General features: G+C 69.3%; 19 protein-coding genes. 3 read left to right on the top strand and 16 right to left on the bottom strand.

Translation table 11 applies throughout. The features are described 5' to 3' along the window. Positions 1-74: 74 nt before the first annotated feature. The 3 genes from F9C12_RS26055 to F9C12_RS26045 form a co-directional block, all read right to left on the bottom strand. A complete protein-coding gene (locus F9C12_RS26055; protein ID WP_409184442.1) occupies positions 75-728 on the bottom strand; it encodes a DedA family protein in 654 nt (217 codons plus the stop codon). Between the two features lie 109 nt (positions 729-837). Beyond that, positions 838-2,031 (bottom strand): RNA polymerase sigma factor, encoded by a 1,194-nt coding sequence (locus tag F9C12_RS26050; RefSeq protein WP_409462129.1) that lies wholly within the window; start codon positions 2,029-2,031, stop codon positions 838-840. Next, positions 2,028-2,408, bottom strand: coding sequence for a YciI family protein (locus F9C12_RS26045; RefSeq protein WP_409462128.1), 381 nt, complete (start codon positions 2,406-2,408; stop codon positions 2,028-2,030). Before F9C12_RS26045 ends, F9C12_RS26050 begins: the two co-directional genes overlap by 4 nt. Before the next feature lie 101 nt (positions 2,409-2,509). On the opposite strand from F9C12_RS26045, the gene F9C12_RS26040 reads away from it, so the two are divergent. Beyond that, a complete protein-coding gene (locus F9C12_RS26040; RefSeq protein ID WP_409462127.1) occupies positions 2,510-2,932 on the top strand; it encodes a YybH family protein in 423 nt (140 codons plus the stop codon). A gap of 77 nt (positions 2,933-3,009) precedes the next feature. On the opposite strand, the gene F9C12_RS26035 is transcribed toward F9C12_RS26040, so the two are convergent. From F9C12_RS26035 to F9C12_RS25985, 11 genes are all read right to left on the bottom strand, one after another. Next, on the bottom strand, positions 3,010-4,122 hold the full coding sequence (locus F9C12_RS26035; protein WP_409462126.1) for an ABC transporter ATP-binding protein: 1,113 nt from the start codon (positions 4,120-4,122) through the stop codon (positions 3,010-3,012). Next, the gene (locus tag F9C12_RS26030) at positions 4,119-5,114 is read right to left on the bottom strand and encodes an ABC transporter ATP-binding protein (protein ID WP_409184437.1); all 996 of its coding nucleotides are present in this window, start codon (positions 5,112-5,114) and stop codon (positions 4,119-4,121) included. Before F9C12_RS26030 ends, F9C12_RS26035 begins: the two co-directional genes overlap by 4 nt. 4 nt (positions 5,115-5,118) lie before the next feature. Beyond that, entirely contained in the window at positions 5,119-6,054 is a 936-nt protein-coding gene (locus F9C12_RS26025; RefSeq protein WP_409184436.1) for an ABC transporter permease, read from the bottom strand. After that, positions 6,051-7,052 carry an ABC transporter permease gene (locus F9C12_RS26020; protein ID WP_409184435.1) on the bottom strand — a complete coding sequence of 334 codons (1,002 nt, stop codon included), beginning with the start codon at positions 7,050-7,052 and terminating at the stop codon, positions 6,051-6,053. Before F9C12_RS26020 ends, F9C12_RS26025 begins: the two co-directional genes overlap by 4 nt. 87 nt (positions 7,053-7,139) lie before the next feature. Further along, entirely contained in the window at positions 7,140-8,816 is a 1,677-nt protein-coding gene (locus tag F9C12_RS26015) for an ABC transporter substrate-binding protein (RefSeq protein ID WP_409184434.1), read from the bottom strand. Between the two features lie 427 nt (positions 8,817-9,243). Continuing rightward, positions 9,244-9,720, bottom strand: coding sequence for a uridine kinase (locus F9C12_RS26010; protein WP_409462125.1), 477 nt, complete (start codon positions 9,718-9,720; stop codon positions 9,244-9,246). Between the two features lie 44 nt (positions 9,721-9,764). Beyond that, positions 9,765-10,202 carry a DUF2304 domain-containing protein gene (locus F9C12_RS26005; protein ID WP_409184432.1) on the bottom strand — a complete coding sequence of 146 codons (438 nt, stop codon included), beginning with the start codon at positions 10,200-10,202 and terminating at the stop codon, positions 9,765-9,767. A 9-nt stretch (positions 10,203-10,211) separates the two neighbouring features. Further along, the gene (locus F9C12_RS26000) at positions 10,212-10,970 is read right to left on the bottom strand and encodes a glycosyltransferase family 2 protein (protein WP_409184431.1); all 759 of its coding nucleotides are present in this window, start codon (positions 10,968-10,970) and stop codon (positions 10,212-10,214) included. Between the two features lie 6 nt (positions 10,971-10,976). After that, positions 10,977-12,923, bottom strand: a complete 1,947-nt coding sequence (locus tag F9C12_RS25995; protein ID WP_409462124.1) for a DUF6541 family protein — start codon at positions 12,921-12,923, stop codon at positions 10,977-10,979. Between the two features lie 84 nt (positions 12,924-13,007). Further along, positions 13,008-14,312: a hypothetical protein gene (locus F9C12_RS25990; RefSeq protein ID WP_409184429.1), complete on the bottom strand. Its 1,305-nt coding sequence runs from the start codon at positions 14,310-14,312 to the stop codon at positions 13,008-13,010. Then, positions 14,309-15,328, bottom strand: a complete 1,020-nt coding sequence (locus F9C12_RS25985; protein WP_409462123.1) for a glycosyltransferase family 2 protein — start codon at positions 15,326-15,328, stop codon at positions 14,309-14,311. The genes F9C12_RS25990 and F9C12_RS25985 overlap by 4 nt, the downstream gene beginning before the upstream one ends. A 111-nt stretch (positions 15,329-15,439) precedes the next feature. Here F9C12_RS25985 and F9C12_RS25980 point away from each other — a divergent pair, with 111 nt between their 5' ends. Further along, a complete protein-coding gene (locus F9C12_RS25980) occupies positions 15,440-16,537 on the top strand; it encodes a UDP-N-acetylglucosamine 2-epimerase (protein ID WP_409462122.1) in 1,098 nt (365 codons plus the stop codon). Positions 16,538-16,744: 207 nt separating this feature from the next. Here F9C12_RS25980 and recR read toward each other — a convergent pair whose 3' ends face one another. After that, complete coding sequence (gene recR, locus F9C12_RS25975; protein ID WP_009084581.1) at positions 16,745-17,341, bottom strand: recombination mediator RecR; 597 nt, start codon at positions 17,339-17,341, stop codon at positions 16,745-16,747. Positions 17,342-17,344: 3 nt separating this feature from the next. After that, positions 17,345-17,701 carry a YbaB/EbfC family nucleoid-associated protein gene (locus tag F9C12_RS25970; protein ID WP_009084583.1) on the bottom strand — a complete coding sequence of 119 codons (357 nt, stop codon included), beginning with the start codon at positions 17,699-17,701 and terminating at the stop codon, positions 17,345-17,347. 103 nt (positions 17,702-17,804) lie between these two features. Here F9C12_RS25970 and F9C12_RS25965 point away from each other — a divergent pair, with 103 nt between their 5' ends. Further along, positions 17,805-18,680, top strand: a complete 876-nt coding sequence (locus F9C12_RS25965) for an N-acetylmuramoyl-L-alanine amidase (RefSeq protein ID WP_409462121.1) — start codon at positions 17,805-17,807, stop codon at positions 18,678-18,680. Positions 18,681-18,765 lie beyond the last annotated feature (85 nt).

Genomic DNA, 18,765 nt, shown 5'->3' with positions numbered 1-18,765 from the left:
GGCATCGCTTATTTCCGGGCCCGGCAGCAGAAAACCCCGGCAAGTCCGAAGACCTGCCGGGGCGATCAGTCGCCTCAGGCGACCGCGTCGTTTTTCTCCTCCGCCGACGTGGCCGAGGAAGCCGTCGCGTTGCGGGCCATGCGCTTCTTCAGCACCAGCGTCACCACCACGCCGATCACCAGCGCCGCTCCCAGGCCTGCCCACTGGAAGCCCTTCAGCCACTTGTCCGCGACCACGCCCAGGTAGTAGATCAGCGCCGTCGTTCCGCCCGCCCAGACGATGCCGCCCAGTGCGTTCGCGATCAGGAAGCGCGGGTAGTGCATGTTGAGCGATCCGGCGAGCGGGCCGGCCAGGATGCGCAGCACCGCGACGAACCGGCCGAAGAACACCGCCCACATGCCGCGTTTGTGGAACATTCTTTCCGCGCTCGCGATGTGGTCCGGGCCGAAATGTTTGGGGAACTTCCGGCCTGCCCAGGCGAACAGCCGTTTGCCGCCCTTTTTGCCGATCAGGTATCCGATGCTGTCGCCGATGATCGCGCCCGCCGACGCCAGCACGCCGATCCACAGCGGGTTCAGCCCGCTGTGCGACGAGGCCAGCAGCGCCGCGCTCACCAGCACGATTTCCCCCGGCAGCGGGATGCCCAGGCTTTCGACCATCACCACCAAGCCCACCAGCAGGTAGACCGAGAGCGGAGGAATCGCCTCCAGCACGTGGTCGATGTTCACTGCCAACCCCCTTGTGATTCGTGCCCGGTCTCCGCAGGGTACCCAGCCGAAGCGCATTCTCGCGTCCGCCTGGAGTCGGGGGTGGGGTCCGTCTTCCGGCAGGGGTATTTCAGGGTTTTTCCGACATAACACGCAAAGCGCGCGATTCGAAATATGCCCGTTCCGGAAGGCTCAAGGTGCGCTGGGCGGCGCGGACGTAACAGTCGTGGGCGCCTCGCGGGTCGCCGGACAGTTCCAGCAGGTGCGCGCGGACCACGTCGGCCCGGTAGTGGTCGGGTTCGGCCGCGTCCAGTTCGGCGAGAGCGACCGCCGGGCCTTCGACGCGGGCGAGCGCGACCAGGCGGTTCAGCGCGACCATCGGGCCGGGTGCGACCTGCTGAAGGAGGTCGTACAGCAGCAGGATCTGCGGCCAGTCGGTGGCGTCGGCGGTCGGGGCTTCGTCGTGCACGGCGGCGATCGCGGCCTGCAGCTGGTACGGGCCGACCGGGGTGGTCGCCAGCGCGTGTTCGATCAGCGCACTGCCCTCGGCGATCGCGGACGCGTCCCAGAGCGAGCGGTCCTGTTCGGCCAGCGGCACCGGGACGCCGTCGCGGCCGGTGCGGGCCGGACGGCGGGCGTCGGTGAGCAGCAGGAGGGCGAGCAGTCCGGCGACCTCGCCGTCGGCGGGCAGCAGGGCGTGCAGTTGCCGGGCGAGCCGGATGGCCTCGGCGGTCAGTTCGACGCGGTTCACCTCGCTGCCGGAGCTGGCGGTGTGGCCTTCGGTGAACACCAGGTACAGCACCTGCAATACCGAAGCGACGCGTTCCGGCAGCTCGTCCTTCGGCGGCAGGACGAAATCCGCACCGCGCAGTTTCTGTTTCGCGCGGCTGATCCGCTGGCCGATCGTCGGCTCCGGGACCAGATACGCCCGCGCGATCTCCGCGGTGGTCAGGCCGCCGACGGCACGCAAGGTGAGCGCCACTTGCGACGGCCGGGTCAACGCGGGATGGCAGCAGAGCAACAGCAGGGTGAGGGTGTCGTCCTGCTGCGGCACGAGTTCGAACGACGGCGGTTCCAGCGCGGCCACCGTCTCCTCCCGACGAATGCGCGCGGCTTCACTGCGCCACATCTCGATCCGCCGGCGCGAGGCCGTCGTGATGAGCCAGGCCTTCGGGTTGTCCGGCACCCCGTCCTTCGGCCACTGCACCGCCGCGGCGAGCAGGGCCTCCTGCACGGCGTCCTCGCATTTGCCGAAGTCGCCGTAGCGGCGCACGAGCGCGGTCAGTACCTGCGGGATGAGGTCGCGCAGGAGGCCGTCGATCACAGCTCGAAGTCCACGTCGCCGGTCAGTCCCATCACCGGCCGCACCTCGATCGTGGCGAACGGGGCCTCCGGAATCCGCGCGGCGATCTCCAGCGCGCGAGCTTCGGAATCGCATTCCAGCAGGTAGAACCCGGCGAGCTGTTCCTTGATCTCGGCGAACGGGCCGTCGGTGGTGCTCACGCCGTCCGCGGTGACGCGCACCTGCTTCGTCAGCTCCGGCGCGGCCAGCCGTTCGGACACGATCCGCTCGCCGGTGCCCGCCAGCTCGTCGTGGAACCGCTGGTAGGCCCGCAGGCCCTCGGCCTTCTGCTCGTCGCTCATCCCCGCCCAGGCCGCGCGCGACGCCGGGTTGCCGTAGATCAGGACCAGATACTTCATCGGGATCCTCCTCGAAAAGTTCTTCCACCCCTGATGTCGAAGCCGGGCGGACGGCTTCGACGTCCCGGACGTCCACCGCATCCGGAAAAGGAGAACACAGAATGTCCGAAAACGAGATCCGCGACCTGCTGGCCGAGCGCACCGCCGCGATGCACGAGAAGGACCCGCAGCGGGTCGTCGCGAGCTACACCGAGAAGGTGGTCAAGTTCGATCTCGCGCCGCCGCTGCGCAGCACCGGCGCTTCCGCGGAATCCGTCGCGCAGTGGCTCAGCACCTTCGACGGGCCGGTTTCCTACACGTACCACGACGAGGAAATCACCGTGTCCGGCGAACTGGCGGTGGTCGCTGCGCTGGCGAAGCTGACCGCGACGCCGCGAGGCCTGAGCGAACCGTTCACCCTCTGGTTCCGCACGACGTTGGCGTTGCGGCACACGGAAAACGGCTGGCTGGTTGAGCACGAGCACAATTCGACGCCGTTCCACATGGACGGTTCGTTCCGTGCCGCGGTGGATCTTCAGCCCTGAGACTGGGAACCCGGCCGCGGGGGCCAGGGACAGGTGAAGGCCCCCACCTGTAAAAGGCAGGGGCCTTCACCGGGCGATCAGAGAATCTCAGCCGCCGACCCGACGTCCGGCGGGCCGAGGTCCGGGTTCAGTGCGCTGGCGTCGACCAGTTCCACGTCGACCTTGTGCGGCTGGATCCGTCCGTCGCGGATGTCCTCCGCGTAGTGGCAGGCCACCCGGTGTCCGGCGCCGATCTCGCGCAGCTGCGGGCGATCGGTGGTGCACAGGCTTTCCTGCTTCCACGGGCACCGCGTGTGGAAGCGGCAGCCCGACGGCGGATTGGCCGGCGACGGGAGGTCCCCGGCGAGCAGGATTTGCTCGCGGCTGTCCTCCACCACCGGGTCCGGCACCGGGATCGCCGACAGGAGCGCCTTCGTGTACGGGTGCAGCGGGTTCTGGTACAGCTCCTCCGACGTCGTCTCCTCGACCAGCGCGCCGAGGTACATCACGCCGATCCGGTCGGAGATGTGCCGGACCACCGCGAGGTCGTGCGCGATCACCACGTAGGTGAGCCCCAGCTCGTCCTGCAGATCTTCCAGCAGGTTCACCACCTGCGCCTGCACCGAAACGTCCAGTGCGGACACCGGTTCGTCGGCGACGATCAGGTCCGGCTCCACCGACAGCGCCCGCGCGATGCCGATGCGCTGGCGCTGCCCGCCGGAGAACTCGTGCGGGTACTTCCGCAGCGCGGTCTCCGGGAGGCCGACCGCGTTCAGCAGCTCGCGCAGCCGTTTCGCGGTGGACTCCTTGTCCTTGTCCAGCCCGTGCGCGCGCATGCCCTCGACGAGAATCGACTCGACCGACTGGCGCGGGTCCAGGCTCGACATCGGGTCCTGGAACACCATCTGCATCCGCCGCCGCGCCTTGCGCAACTGCTCGCCCTTGAGCTGGGCGACGTCGGTGCCGTCGAACACGACCTTGCCGCCGGTCGGCTCGTTGAGCCGCAGGATCGCGCGGCCGAGCGTCGACTTGCCGCAGCCGGATTCGCCGACCAGGCCGTAGGTTTCGCCGCGGCGGATCGACAGGTCGACCCCGTCCACCGCGAACACGTGCCCCACCGTGCGGTCCACGACGATGCCGCGCTTGATCGGGAAGTGCACCTTGAGGTCGGTGACCTCGAGCAGCACCTCGTCGGTGTTCGCCACCGTCATCGGGTTCCTCCTCCTGCCGCCACGGCGGGTCGCACCGGGTTGTGGCAGCGCAGCAAGCCGTTCCGGTCGGGAACGAGATCCGGCGAATGCTCCAGGCAGGCCTGGATCGCGTTCGGGCAGCGCGGCGCGAACGCGCAGCCGCCGTCCCACGGGATGTTGTCGGCCACCGAGCCGCGGATCGGCACCAGCTTCTCGCCGCGGCCCTCGTCGAGCCGCGGGATCGAGGCCAGCAGGCCGTGCGTGTACGGATGCCGCGGCTGCGCGAACAGCGAATGCCGCGCCTGGCGCTCCACGATCCGGCCGCCGTAGAGCACGTTGACCTCGTCGCAGAGCCCGGCGACGACGCCGAGGTCGTGCGTGATCATCACCAGCGCGGTTCCGGTGTCCTGCACCAGTTCCCGCAGCAGTGCGAGGATCTGCGCCTGGATCGTCACGTCGAGCGCGGTGGTCGGCTCGTCCGCGATGAGCAGCCGGGGACGGCACGCCAGCGCGATGGCGATCAGCGCGCGCTGGCGCATCCCGCCGGAAAGCTGGTGCGGGTACTCGGAAAGCCGTCGCGTCGGGTCGGGGATGCCGACCTTGTCGAGCAGTTCCGCCGCTTCGATCCGTGCCTTCTTGCGCGGCATGTCGCGGTGGCGCTCCAGCACCTCGGTGATCTGCAGCCCGATCGGGATGACCGGGTTCAGCGAGGACAGCGGATCCTGGAACACCATGCCGAGATCGCGGCCGCGCCGGTCGCGCATTTCGCGGTCGGACAGGGACAGCAGGTCGGTGCCCTCGAAGCGCACCGCACCGCTGACGGTGTTGCCGCGCTTGGCGAGCAGCCGCATGATCGCGAGCGACGTCACGGACTTGCCGCAGCCGGATTCGCCGACCAGCCCGACCGTCTGGCCGGGTTCGACGTCGAAACTCACGCCGTCGACCGCGGTGAACGGACGCTCTCCGCGGCGCTGGAACACGACCTTCAGGTCGCGGACTTCGAGAAGTGCCACGGGGTCACCGCCGGTTCTTCGGGTCGAGGGCTTCGCGGAGGGACTCGCCGAGCAGCGTGAACCCGAGCGCCACCACGATGATCGCGATCGCCGGGTAGTAGGCCAGCTCGGGCCGGATGTCGAGGAAGTGCTGGGAAGCGTTGCCCAGCATCAGTCCCCATTCCGCGCGGGTCGGGTCCGGGTCGCCGAGGCCGAGGAACGACAGCGCCGCGGCTTCCAGGATCGCGGTCGCCAGGGTCAGCGTCGCCTGCACGATCACCGGGCCGAGCGAGTTCGGCAGCATGTGCCGGAACACGATCGTCGTCCGCTTCACGCCGAGCGACGTCGCCGCCAGCACGTGGTCCGCCTCGCGCTGGGCGAGCATCGAACCGCGCAGCAGCCGGGCGAAAATCGGCACGCCGATGATCGACACCGCGATGATCACCGTCCACTGGCTCGGCTTCGCGAACAGCGCCGCGATCGAAATCGCCAGCAGCAGCGAGGGAAACGCCAGCAGCACGTCGACCAGTCGCATGAGGACGGTGTCGACCCAGCCGCCGAACGCGCCGGCGAGCCCGCCGATGACCGCGCCGAGGAGCACGCCGATCACCGTGGCGAGCACGCCGACCAGCAGCGTCTGCTGCGCGCCGATCAGCAGCCGGGACAGGAAGTCGCGGCCGAAATCGTCGACGCCGAGCGGGAAACCGGGCTGGGCGCCCGGGATGATGCCCCGGCCGAGGACGACCTTGTCCTGCAGATACCGGACCTGCGGGTCCTTCGGCGCGAGCAGCGGCGCGAAAATCGCCAGCAGCAGGAACAGCAGGGTGATCACGCCGCCGACGATCGCCACCGGGCTGCGCAGCATCCGGCGCAGCGCCTCGGCGCCGAGGCTCCGCCCGCCCGCCGACGCCGCGGCGAGCTTGTCGATCGGTTCTTTCTTCTTGTTCAGCAGAGTGTTCACCGCACACGCACCCTCGGGTCGATGAGCCCGTAGGAAATGTCCACGAGCATGTTCACGAGCACGTAGACCAGTGCCCCGAGAAGCAGCAGTGCCTGCAGCCGCGGGTAGTCCCGCTTGTCGATCCCTTCGGCGAGAAGGAATCCGAGGCCGCGGAAGTTGAACACTCGCTCGGTCAGCACGGCGCCGCCGAGCAGCGCGCCGGTCTGCAGGCCGATCGTGGTGATCACCGGAAGCAGCCCGTTGCGCAGCACGTGCCGCTGGCGGACCACGGACTGGGTGAGGCCCTTCGAGTTCGCGGTGCGGATGAAGTCCTCATTGAACACGTCGAGCACCGACGCGCGGGTGATCCGGGTGATCACCGCGAGCGGAATGGTGGCGAGCGCGAGCGCGGGAAGAATGAGGTGCTTGATCGCGTCCCACACCGCGTCCCATTCGCCGGTCATCATTCCGTCGAGAATGGCGAAATGCGTGACCACGGTGGCGTTGATGCCGGGAGCCTGCCTGCCCTGCGACGGCAGGCCGAGCGGCGTGGACAGCAGGTCCTGCATCATGTAGCCGAGGAAGAAGATCGGCACCGCGACGCCGACCAGCGTCAGCACGATGATGACGTTGTCGACGATCTGGCCGCGGAACCGGGCGGCGAGATAGCCGAACGAAATGCCGAACAGCACCGCGATGAGCATCGCCGTGATGCCCAGTTCGATGGTGGCCGGCAGGAACGTGCCGATCTCCGACATCACCGAACGGGACGACACCAGCGAATTGCCGAAATCGCCGGTGATCGCGCGACCGAGGAATTTGAAGTACTGCACGAAAATCGGCTGGTCGAGGCCGAGCACGTGATTCAGGTTCGCCAGTTTTTCCGGAGTCGCCTTGTCCCCGAGCAGTGCGGACGCGGGTCCGCCGGGGAGTGAGCGCAACCACGCGAACACCAGGATGGACAGGATGAGCAGCGTCGGGATCGCTTGTAGCAGCCGACGCACGAGGAAACGGAGCACGAGTAGTCCTTTGTGTACAGCCCGGGAACGAGGCCAAGGGCAGGCGCGGTAGCACCTGCCCTTGGCCTGGCTGCTCAGTGGAGCACGTCAGCCGATCGTGACGTTGTAGAAGCGTTCGTCGGTGAGCGGGCTGGCCACCACGCCCTTGATCTTCGGACCGACCACGATCGCCGGCGTCGGGTAGGCGATCGGAATGGCGGGCAGGTAGTCCATGATCTTCTTGTTGGCTTCCTGGTACGCCTTGGTGTGCGCGTCGCCTGCCGGCGCGGCGTCCGCGTCGGCGAGCGCCTTGAACAGATCCGCGTTGTCGAAGCCGAATTCCGGCTTCGGGCGGCCGAAGAAGGTGCCGACGAAGTTGCCCGCGTCGTTGTAGTCACCGGTCCAGCCGAGCAGGTGGATGTCCTGCTTCCCGGCCTGCTGCACGTCGTCCTTGTACCCGCCGTTCCACGACTCGGCGACCGGCTGCACGTTGATGCCGATGGCCTTCAGGTCCTCGGAGATCGCGGTGTAGGTGTCGGCCGGGTTCGGCATGTAGGGCCGGGTGACCTCGGTCGGGTAGTAGAACTTCAGCGTCATGCCCTCGGCGCCGGCGTCCTTCAGCATCTGCTTGGCGCGGTTCGGGTCGTACGGGTACTTCGCGACGTCGTCGGTGTACCCGGAGATCGCCTTCGGCACGAACTCGGTCGCGACCTCGGAACCCTCGGCCAGCTTGGAGCGCACGAACTGCTCGCGGTTGATGCCGTAGGCGAGCGCCTTGCGGACCTCGTCCTTCTTGAGCAGCGGGTTGTTCTTCTGGTTGATGCCCAGGTAGAGCACGTTGAACGACGGGCGGATCAGCACCTGCTCGCCGTCGTTGCGCAGCAGCCCGTAGTCGGCGGGGGCCGGGAAGTCGTAGCCGTTGATGTCGCCGGCCTTGAGCGCCTGCTTGCGGGCGTTCTCGTCCGGGATCACCTTGAACACGAGCTTGTCCAGCTTGGCGGGCTGCGGCATCGTGCTGGTGTCGTTGCGCACCAAGGTGATCTGGCCGTTGCCCTGGTCCCAGCCGTCGAACTTGAACGGGCCGGTGCCGGTCGGGTGCTTGTAGCCGTACTCCGGATACGTGATCGACGTGCCGGAGCCGGTGACCTTGTCCGCGTTGTACTTCTGCAGCGCGGTGGGGCTCTGCATGGCGAACGACGGCAGCGTGAACGCGGCCGGGAAGGCGCCCTTCGCGCGGGTCAGGTTCAGGACCGCGGTGTGGTCGTCCTTCGCCTCGCAGCTCTTGTAGACCGGCTGGCCCTTGGTGGTGCCCTCGTTGTGCGCGAAGCCCTCGAAGACGTCGCCGTAGTAGATCATCTGGCTCTGGGCGGTGGCGCCCTTCATGTTGTACCAGCGATCGAAGTTGAAGCAGACCGCCTTGGCGTCGAACGCGGTGCCGTCGCTGAACTTCACGCCCTGCTTGAGGTCGAAGGTCCAGGTCTTGCCGTCGTTGCTCGGCGTCCACTTCGTGGCGAGCGAAGGCTCCAGCTCGGCGGTGCCCGCCTTGTTCTGGATCAGCGTGTCCAGCATCTGCCGGGTGATCCGGAACGTCTCGCCCTCGTCGTTGAAGATCGGGTCGAACGTCTTCGGGTTGCCGGTGTTGCCGAAGACCATGGTGCCCCCGGACCCGCCGCCTCCGGCCTCGTCGCGCTTCGATTCCGCACACGCGGACAGCGAGACTGCGAGCGCGCCCGCCAGCCCGATCAGAGCTGCCCGGCGTGTTCGGGTCAGCCGCAATTGCTGCATCTGGCACCCCTTGGGAATGTTCGGTCTCTCGAAATTCACCGTCGGCGGTCAGTTCGGGAAGACCAGTGCGATCGGTGTGTTCGGTGACACTAGCGGCAACTCGGCCTCCGCTTAAGCACGTGAGGTTACGATCGCGCTACGTAAGCCCCAAATAGACCGCAACATGTCAGCAAATGTGCGCGCTGTGTAGCGAAATCTGCCGGTTTAGTACGTTGAGTGGCGGTTTGCTCACCCGGTTGGCCTAACGGTCCGGGTTGTCCGTTCCGGGTGCCGTGGATGTTCCGGAACCCCTCCGGGGGGCGCGCGAAGCTGCCCGCGAAGGCCACTTAAAGCGCCCGAATGTACTCGAGTTCGCCGCGCTCGCGCATTCGCACAATAGCCGTCTTTCGGCTGCCGCAAACCGATGTCGAGCCGGGCTTCCGGTTGTTCAGACCAGCTGGTCGGCGGCCTCGCGCGTGCCGTCGACGGCGAACCAGCCGCGTTCGAACAACTGCCAGCGGCGCAGTTCGGCCCGCGCCGCCTCGCCGTCCCGGGCGACCGCTCTGGACAACCGTTCGGCCTCGGTGCCGCCCTCGATCCAGCACAGCCGCGACAGCCGGGACCGCACCGCCCGGCGTCCGCTCGAGACGCCTTCCAGCACCAGCACCTCGGGAACCTCGACGCGCACCAGCTCGCCGGGCCGCGGGGCGCCGGAGGTCCAGTCCATCCGGCGATACTCGCCGGGCCTGCCCTGTGCCAGCGGCGCCAGCACGCCGTCCTCCAGCCGCGGCCACCACGCGACGGGATCGTCCCAGGTGGCGAAGGCGTCCGTGCTGACCAGCGCGGCGCGCGCGCCGAGAGCTTCGACCGTCTCGGCGGCGAGCGTGGACTTCCCGGCCCCGGACGGACCGTCGATGGCGAGCACCCGGACGCCGCCGAGCCGGGGCGGAGCGGCGAGCAGCGCGGAGATCAGCGAACGCGTGCCGGACTCGCTTCAGGCAGGCCGTCCACGCTGTCCGGCGCGGACGTGCGCTTCTCCAGCTCGGCGATGCGCGCTTCGAGCGCGCGCTGGGTGTCCTCGAGTTCGCAGCGCAGCAACGCGGTCTCCTCGACCGCGGTCCGCACCTCTTCCTCCAGGTGCCCGACCTCGGTCGAAAGCTGCAGCGCGACCAGCGCGAGAACCACTCCGGCCAGGAAGAAGACGAAGTTCGACGGGGTCGCGACCCCGGTGAGATGCGCCAGGAACTCCGCGACCGGCGGGACCACCGCGAGCACCACCACGCCGATGGCCACCACGAGCCAGATGCCGGCGTACTTCTCGCGCAGCTTGCGCCGCCGCATCATCTCGACGACGACGAGCAGCACCAGAGCCGCGATGACGATGCTCAGTACCTGCCAGCCTGCCATGGAGCCTCCCTACGCCGCGTCGGACGAGTCAACGGACGGACGGCGGCGCACCAGCGCGAGCAGCAGGGCGAGCCCCGCCCGGCCCAGGTACACCGCGGACTTCACCGGCGAATGGCTCGGCTTGCCGCCCGCCCGTTCGCGCATGACCACCGGGGTCTCCCGGATGGACAGTTTCGCCCGGATCGCCATCACCAGCGCCTCGACCGTGTCGCCGAGGTACTCGGCCGGGTAGTAGCCGGCGAACAGGCGGATCGCGCGCGGGCCCATCGCCTTGAACCCGGAGGTGACGTCGGTGAGCTTGCTGCCGGACAGCCGGGTGAACACCAGCGACAGCACGACCATCGCGTACTTGCGCGGCCCGACCGCGCGGTAGGAGCCCTTGCCGGCGAACCGGGAGCCGATCGCGATGTCCGCGCCCTCGTCGAGCAGCTGCAGCAGGGCGCCGACCTCTTCCGGGTCGTGCTGGCCGTCGGCGTCGACCTGGACGACGGCGTCGTAGCCGCGCGCGGCGGCGTAGCGGAACCCGGTGCGCATCGCGCCGCCCACGCCGAGGTTCACCGACAGCCGGGCCACCCGGACGCCGGAGGCTCGGGCGAGTTCGGCGGTGCGGTCGGTCGAACCGTCGTCGACCACCAGCACGTCCGCGCTCGGCAGCGTCTGCTTGACCTGGCCGAGCACCGCGGAAATGCTGTCCTGCTCATTGAGCGCGGGCATCACGATGAGCACGCGTCGAGTGCTCACGGATGTGCTGGACACGGCAGCCACCATAACCGCTCACTGACCGTTCGCCGTGGTAGGGCCGGTCACGCCGGACTGTCCGGCGATCTCGTAGATCGTCGCGCCCTCGTTGCGGAACACCACGCGGAACTCCGGCCCGGGCCGCACCCGCGCGACGCCGGCGGACTCGATCGCGTCCTCGGTGGCCTTGCCCTTGCCCTGGATGAGATAGCGCACCCGCAGGTCGGTGAGGTCCGCGCGGACCTGCCGGTACTTGTCGATGTCGTTGACCCAGGCGCTGAGATAGGCGGCCTTGGTGTTGGCCTGGGCACCGTAGAAAGTCCACTCGACCGGCTGAACTCCGGCCAGCGCGTACATCCACGCGGAACCGTCCGCCCGGTCGTTCATCACCCGCTCGCCCGGCACGGTGTGCTGGCTGAGCCAGGTGTAGGCGGCTTCCTCGGCCTTGGACACCGTCGGCCCGTCCTGGTAGGTGACGGCGAGCCGGGACGCGTTGCGGCCGAGGTAGCCGCCCTTGCTCAGGCCGCCGCAGACCAGCCCGAGCAGGACGACCGCGACCACGCCGAGGGTGGCCGAGGCGAGCTTGACCCGCGGCTGCGCCTTCCGCACGAACCAGGCGGCTCCGGTGTGCGCGAACTCTCCGAACGCGACCGCGCCCGCCAATGGGATCAGCGCGGCGATCCGCCAGTGGTCGTTGTAGAAGAGGCTGGTCAGGGTCTGCATGATCGGCGAGTTGATGGACACCGTCAGCATGAAGAGGCCGCCGAACACGACGTACGCGCCGACCAGCCACAGCATCCGCCGGTGCCGCACCAGCAGGACGAGCCCGACGAACGCGGGCACGCCGATCCACCACTGCGGAAAGTCCGACATCGGCGAGAAAGTGATCGTCTGGCCGAAACCGCCGGCGAGCGTGGTCTCCGGCGCCCAGTACGCGCTCGTCACCCCGCCCGCGTTGTACAGCGAGGGCAGCACCAGCGGCACGCCGAGCACGATCGCGAGCCCGCCGGTCGCGATCAGCGAGGGCAGGCTGCGCCGCCATTCGATCTTCTCGAAACGGCAGAGAACGGCGAGCAGAATAAGCAGGAAATAAACGACGACCACGAACACGACACTGGTGTGCAGACCGCACAACCCCGCCACGCCGACGCCGATCGCGACCGGGCCGGCGATGCCGTTCGGCTTCAGCAAATAACGGCCGAGCGCGAGCATCGCCGGAACCAATGCGACACCGGCCACATAGGGCCACAACGGACCGCGCCACAACGAGTCGTACGGGAAAGCGCTGAACCACGTGCTCACCGCGGCCGCGGCGGCGGCGCCGAGCGCGGGCATGCCCCAGACCCGGCACAGCGCGGCGACCCCGAACGGCACGGTGAAAATCACCGCCAGCGCGGCCAGGTTCAGCGTGGGCATCATGGTCAGCCCGCCCTTGCCGAAAACCAGCGCGAGCAAGGCGTGATACGTGTCCGGGTAGAAGTAGTCGGTCTGGTTCGGCAGGTTGGCGATCGTGCCCACCGTCGAGGGCCGGGCGTCGCCGTGTTCGGCGATCCAGCGGACCAGGTTGCCGTGGAACGGCGCGTCCCAGCCCTGCTGGACGCTGGTGATCCCGTTGGTGCCGCGCAAAAAGGTGACCGCGCCCACGCCCAGCGCGACGACGACGCCCGCCGCCAGCACGAGGTGGTCGCGCAGCGGCAGCTTCTCCAGGTCCTCGCCCGTCCAGTCCGGATGCCTGCGGGCGCGCAGCCGCTGCGCCGCGAACGCCAGCGCGGCTCCGACGACGACGAGCACCAGCGTCCACAGCGCGACGTTGAGCAGCGACCAGCGGATGCCGAGGCCGCCCAGCACCGGGACGCCGAGCGCGACGATCCCGAACGTCAGCAGCGGGGCCGCCGCGGCGAGCGTCCACCCGCGCAACCGGATGGCCGCTCCGAAGACGAGCCCAGGCACCCAGAATGCAAGCAGCACCAGAAGAACGTTCATCGAATTCGAATCCAAACCTGATCGGCTTTCGCCATCCGAAGCGCACCGGGAAACCGGCAGCCCGGAACTCACACTACTGCGACGCTAAGAACACGCTTCACCCGTGTCGGAGGTTCCTTCCGCGGACGAATTAGCGAGCACGAATACCAGCACGACGGCGAGCCCGGCCATCGGCGCGACGGCGAGGGAAACGACGGCGCGCAGCACGGTGTCGCCCGGAATGGCGAGCAGCAGCGCCGAAGCGGTGACCGCGACCACCGCCCAGGTGATCAGCACGCGGTTGGCCTGGGCGCGCGCCACCAGCACGGCGGTGAGCAACTGCATCGGCACCAGCAGCACCGAGGACCACACGAGCCCGGCGACCGCCCAGCCGTCCACCTGGTAGGCGGCTCCGTAGACGAGTTCCACCGCCCACGGGCCGATCAGCATGCCGACCAGCGCGCCGAGCGCGGCCAGCGCGAGCGCGGCGAAGGTGCCCAGCAGCAACACGCGGCGCAACCGGCTCCTGCCGTCCGCGGTGGCGGAGAGCCGCACCACGAACGGCACGGCGAGCGACTGCACTGGCGCGACCAGCGTCAGCGGCAGCCGGGCGATGACCAGCGCGGCGAACACCGCGCCGAGCTTGTCCCGGTCGCCGCCGGGGGCGAGCAGGCCGACCAGCGCCGGGTAACCGGTGATGACGGTCGCGGTGAGGGCCGCGCCGAGCAGCAGCATGAGCATCCGGCGGCTGGTGACCGCCCAGCCGTCGCCGTCCGCCCGGACGTCCAGCAGCCGCCACGCCTGGCGGACGAACAGCAGCCAGGCGAACGAGCCCGCCGCGACCGCCAGCGCCAGCGGAACCAGCCGGTAGGCGGTGGCGAGCACCAGCAGGCCCAGCACCAGCACGCGGACCGCGGGTTCGGCGACGATCAGCCCGGCGAAGTGCTTGACCTGGTGCTGGCCGATCAGCAGGCCGCGGACGCCGAACTGGCAGGCGAACGCGATCCCGCCGGCCACCACCACCAGCGCGAGTTCCCCGCTGCCGTGGAAGAGCCGGTCGTTGACCGGCGGGATGAGCAGCGCCAGCCCGAACGCCGCCGCGGCCGCCGCCGAGACGGCCACCGCGCGCAGCGCGCCGCGGCCGGCCACGCCGCCGGTCAGCGCGGCCGTCGCGGACTGCCGGGAGAGCTCCTGCTCCAACGGGGACAACGCGCTGCCGAGGCCCATCAGCAGGCCCCAGAACGTGAGGAAGGTGGCGTACTGGTCCGGGGGCAGCAGCCGCGCGCAGGCGACGGTGAGGACGTAGCCGAGGAGGATCGCCACGAGCAGCGAACCGCCGAGCTTGCCCGCGGTGCGATGGGTGTCCCGGACGACCCCGTTGGCCGCCGCGCCGGTGTCCGCCACGCTCATCGGCGCCGCAGCCGGGCGCGCAGGGCGAGGGACAGACCGCGGAACACGCCCGAGCCGAACCCGGCCGCGAACACCGGCAGCAAGGTGCCGACCGCCCGCGCCTCGGCCGTGCTGGCCCCGCACTTCTTGACCGCCGCGGCGGCCGCCGCCGACCCGGCGATCCCGAGCGCGGCGGCCGTTTTCGGCTTCTTCACCGCCAGCCCGGCTCCGGCCGCGCCGACCGCGAGCGCGCCGAACAGCGCGGTGCGCGCCGGACCGGGCGAACCGAGGTAGGAATCCACGTACGTGGTGCCGCGGAAGAACGACTGCGCCCAGAACTTCTTGAGCGAATCGCGGCCGTGGTAGGTCCCGGCGAACTCCGGGGACAGGTGAATGCGCGCGCGTTCGGCGATCCAGCGCAGCATGCGGGTGTCGTCGCTGGCGAACCGGACGTCGTCGAACAGCGATTCGAAAGCGGCGACGGAGCCCTCGAGCAGATCGCGGCGGGCGCAGAAAAATCCGGTGCCCTTCGGGTAGAGATCGAATTCCTCGATGCCGAACGACGTCAGCTTCGGATCCGCGAAGTACCTGCGCCACGAGAATGCGACCAGCCCGGCCATGAAACCGGCGTAGGGATTGTGCTCGGACGCGACGTTGATGTGGCCGTTCCAGGCGGTGCGTTCGGGGTGGGCGGTCAGCTGGTCGCGCAGGAAACCGAGGCTGCCGACGTCCACGAGCACGCGGCTGTCCAGCAGCAGCAGCCATTCGCCGGACGCCTTCGCCATTCCGGCCCGGCGGGCCTCGAACCGGCCGCTGTTGGCCTGGCTCAGCACGGTGATGCCGTGCTCGTCGCGCAGCCGGGCGAGCCGGGCGGGGGTGTCGTCGGTGCTCCCGTCGTCCACGACAAGGATTTCCACCGGCCACCGCGCCGCCTCGGCCGAGGCGATCAACGCGCCGACGCTGCGATCGATCCAGTCTTGTTCGTTGTAGACCGGAATCACGACGCTGAGCGACGGGAGGGGCGGATTCGCACTCACCCCGGCGAGGCTACCCTGTACCGGCCGGGACAGCGTGCGCAGCATCCTGACCCGCGGCGTTGACCTGCTGTTTACCCGGCTGCGGCCGGTACGGAGATTGGGTAATCCACGGTGATTTCGTTCATTGTCGGCACCACCGCGGAACTGATCAAAATCGCGCCGGTGTTCCACCGCGTCGCCGAGCGCGGGGCGAAACCGGAGATCTGGTTCACCGCGCAGCACGTGGACGAGGTCGCGGACGTGCTCTCGGATCTGAAGCTGCCGGAACCCGCGCTGTGGTTCGTGCCGCGGGACCGGGCGCACAACCTCGAATCGCCGGCGCAGGTGCCCGGCTGGGCCGCGCAGGTGCTGCGCACCGCGTGGAGCCGCCGCGCCGAACTCCGCGCCCGGCTGTCCTCGGACGGCCGGCCGCCGCTGGTGCTGGTGCACGGCGACACGTTCACCACGCCGTACGGGGCGTTGCTCGGCAAGAAGATCCTGAAGGCCCGCGTCGGGCACATCGAGGCGGGCACGCGGTCGGGCAGCATCCTGTCGCCGCTGCCGGAGGAGCTGAACCGCAAAATCGCCGGGAAGCTGGTGGACATCCACTTCTCGCCGAGCGAGCGCGAGGTGCACAACCTGCGGGGCGCCCGCGGCATCGTGGTGAACACCGAGGCGAACACGGCGATCGACTCGATGCGCCAGGTCGTGGACCAGCCGCTGGACGTGCCGAACCTGCCGGAGAAGTTCGGCTTGGCGACGCTGCACCGGTTCGAACTGGTGTCGCGCGCGGACAAATACCGCGAGGTACTGGAAATCCTGCGCGAGCAGAGCCGCGAGATGCCGATCCTGTACATGGCCGGCGCGCCCGAGCGGGAGAAGATCCGGGCGCTGGGCCTGGACAATCTGTTCGACGACAAGTTCATCGCGCAGCCGAAGATGCGGTATTTGAAGTTCTTGCCGCTGGTCGCGCGAGCCGAGTACGTGGTCACGGACTCCGGCGGGCTGCAGGAGGAATGCGGTTACCTCGGCCTGCCGTGCGCGGTCCACCGAGCCCGCACGGAGCGGCACGTGGGCCTCGGCGAGAACGTCGTCCTGACCGAGATGCGCGGCGACCGGCTGCGGGAATTCCTGGCCACGTACCAAAACCGGCGCGGAGAGTCCTGGATGGACAAATACCATCCGTCGGACATCGTGGTGAACTCGCTGGCACAGCTGGGCTACTGCTGACCGGAGAGCAGCGTTAGGCGCGGCCGTCGGCGCGAAAAGGTGGAAGTCAGTCGCCGAACTCGGGGCTGCCACAGAGAAAACCGACCCGAACGCGGGATCGCGTCGGCGTCTGACGGAGCTGCGTGCACGGCCCCCGGGCCGGGTGCGCAGCTCCGTCAGACGCCGACTTGAAGGCGATCCCGCCGCGCCGACGAAGTCGGCGCCAAATTACAGCGCACGTCTTCCGGACAACGCGCGTCCCAGGGTCAGCTCGTCCGCGAACTCCAGGTCCCCGCCCATCGGCAACCCGGACGCCAGGCGCGTCACCGACAGGCCCGGGAAGTCGCGCAGCATGCGCACCAGGTAGGTCGCCGTCGCCTCGCCCTCGGTGTTCGGGTCCGTCGCGATGATGATCTCCTTGACGTCCGCCTCGCCGATGCGCTGCAGCAGCTGCCGCATCCGCAACTGCTCCGGCCCGATCCCGGACAACGGGTCCAGCGCACCGCCCAGTACGTGGTAGCGGCCCTTGAACTCGCGGGTCCGCTCGACCGCCAGCACGTCCTTCGGCTCCTCGACCACGCAGATCACCGTGAGGTCGCGGCGTTCGTCGCGGCAGATGCGGCACGTTTCCTGTTCCGACACGTTGCCGCAGATCTCGCAGAACTGCACGCCTTCCTTGACCTTGCCCAGCACGTCCTGCAGCCGCGCGATGTCCGCGGGGTCGGCGGCCAGCAGGTGGAACGCGATGCGCTGGGCACTCTTCGGACCGACGCCGGGCAGCCGGCCCAGTTCGTCGATCAGGTCCTGGACGACACCCTCGTACAAGTGTCAGCCGCCGAAGCCGAGGCTGCCGAGGTCCGGCATACCGCCGCCGAGGCCGCCTGCCAGCGGGCCCAGCTTCTGCTCGGTGAGCTTCTGCGCGCTCGCCGACGCGTCGCGCACCGCGGCGACCACCAGGTCGGCCAGGGTTTCGACGTCGTCCGGGTCGACCACCTTCGGGTCGATGACGAGGCTCTTCAGCTGGCTGTCGCCGGACACCGTCGCGGTGACCAGCCCGCCGCCCGCGGTGCCGGTGACCTCGGTGCTGGCGAGTTCCTCCTGGGCCTCCACCAGCTTCTGCTGCATCTGCTGGGCCTGCTGCATGATCTGCGACAGGTCGAAGCCGCCGCCGCCGGGTTGCACCATGATCGCACTCGGTCCTTCCGCGTTTGGGTGTTCCTCTCCAGCCTAGCCGCGAGCCCGGCGCGTCCGTCCTGGCGGCACGCGTGTGCTGTGGCACCGTGGTCTCGTGCGAGCGAAGACTCTCCCGCTGCTGACCGGCCTGGTGCTGCTCACGGCGTGTTCCGGCGGCGGCGAGACGCCTCCCTCACCGGCCGCCGCGCCGACATCGGCGCCCCAGGCGACCCCGGCGTCCCCGGCGTCCCCGGCTCCGAGCCCGTCGTCGTCCAGCCCGGCCCCGCCGTCCTCGTCTTCGAACCCGCCCTCGACGTCCGCGGCGCCGCCGGTCGGCTCGGGCAAGGTCGTGGTCCTCGATCCCGGTCACAACGGCGGCAACGCCTCGCATCCCGCCGAGATCAACCGGAAGGTGCCCGCCGGGCGCGGCCAGACTAAGCCGTGCAACACCACCGGCACTTCGACCAACGCCGGGTACCCGGAGCACGCGTTCACCTTCGCGGTCGCGCGGGAGGTCGGGAACGCGTTGGCGGCCAAGGGAATCAAGGTCGTCTACACCCGGCAGAACGACTCCGGCGTCGGCCCGTGCGTCGACGAGCGCGCGCAGCTCGGCAACGACGCGAACGCCGACGCCGTGGTCTCGATCCACGCCGACGGCTCCACTTCGCCGACCGCGCACGGCTTCCACGTCGCGTACTCGGCGCCTCCGTTGAACGCGGCGCAGGGCGAACCGTCGCTGAAGCTCGCGCGCACCCTGCGCGACGGAATCCGCGACGACGGCTTCGCCACCTCCACATACATCGGCTCGGCGGGCCTTTCGCCGCGGAATGATCTGGCCGGGCTCAACCTGTCGACCCGGCCGGCCGTGCTCGTCGAATGCGGCAACATGCGCAACGCCGACGAGGCGAGCCAGATGTCGTCCGCGGCGGGCCGGGCGCACTACGCGCAGGCCATCGCGAAGGCGATCGAGGCGTACCTCGCCGGCTCCTGACGCAGGGAGCCGAAAGGGCTACTGAGCGGACAGAACACCGGACACCGTCTTCTCCCTTGATCGGTCCCGACTTACCGTCGCTGGG

Origin of the sequence: Amycolatopsis sp. GA6-003 (genome assembly GCF_046267895.1) — a bacterium.
Taxonomy (GTDB): Bacteria; Actinomycetota; Actinomycetes; order Mycobacteriales; family Pseudonocardiaceae; genus Amycolatopsis.
Note: the sequence above shows the minus strand (reverse complement) of the source record. Positions and strands in the feature narration are given on the sequence as shown.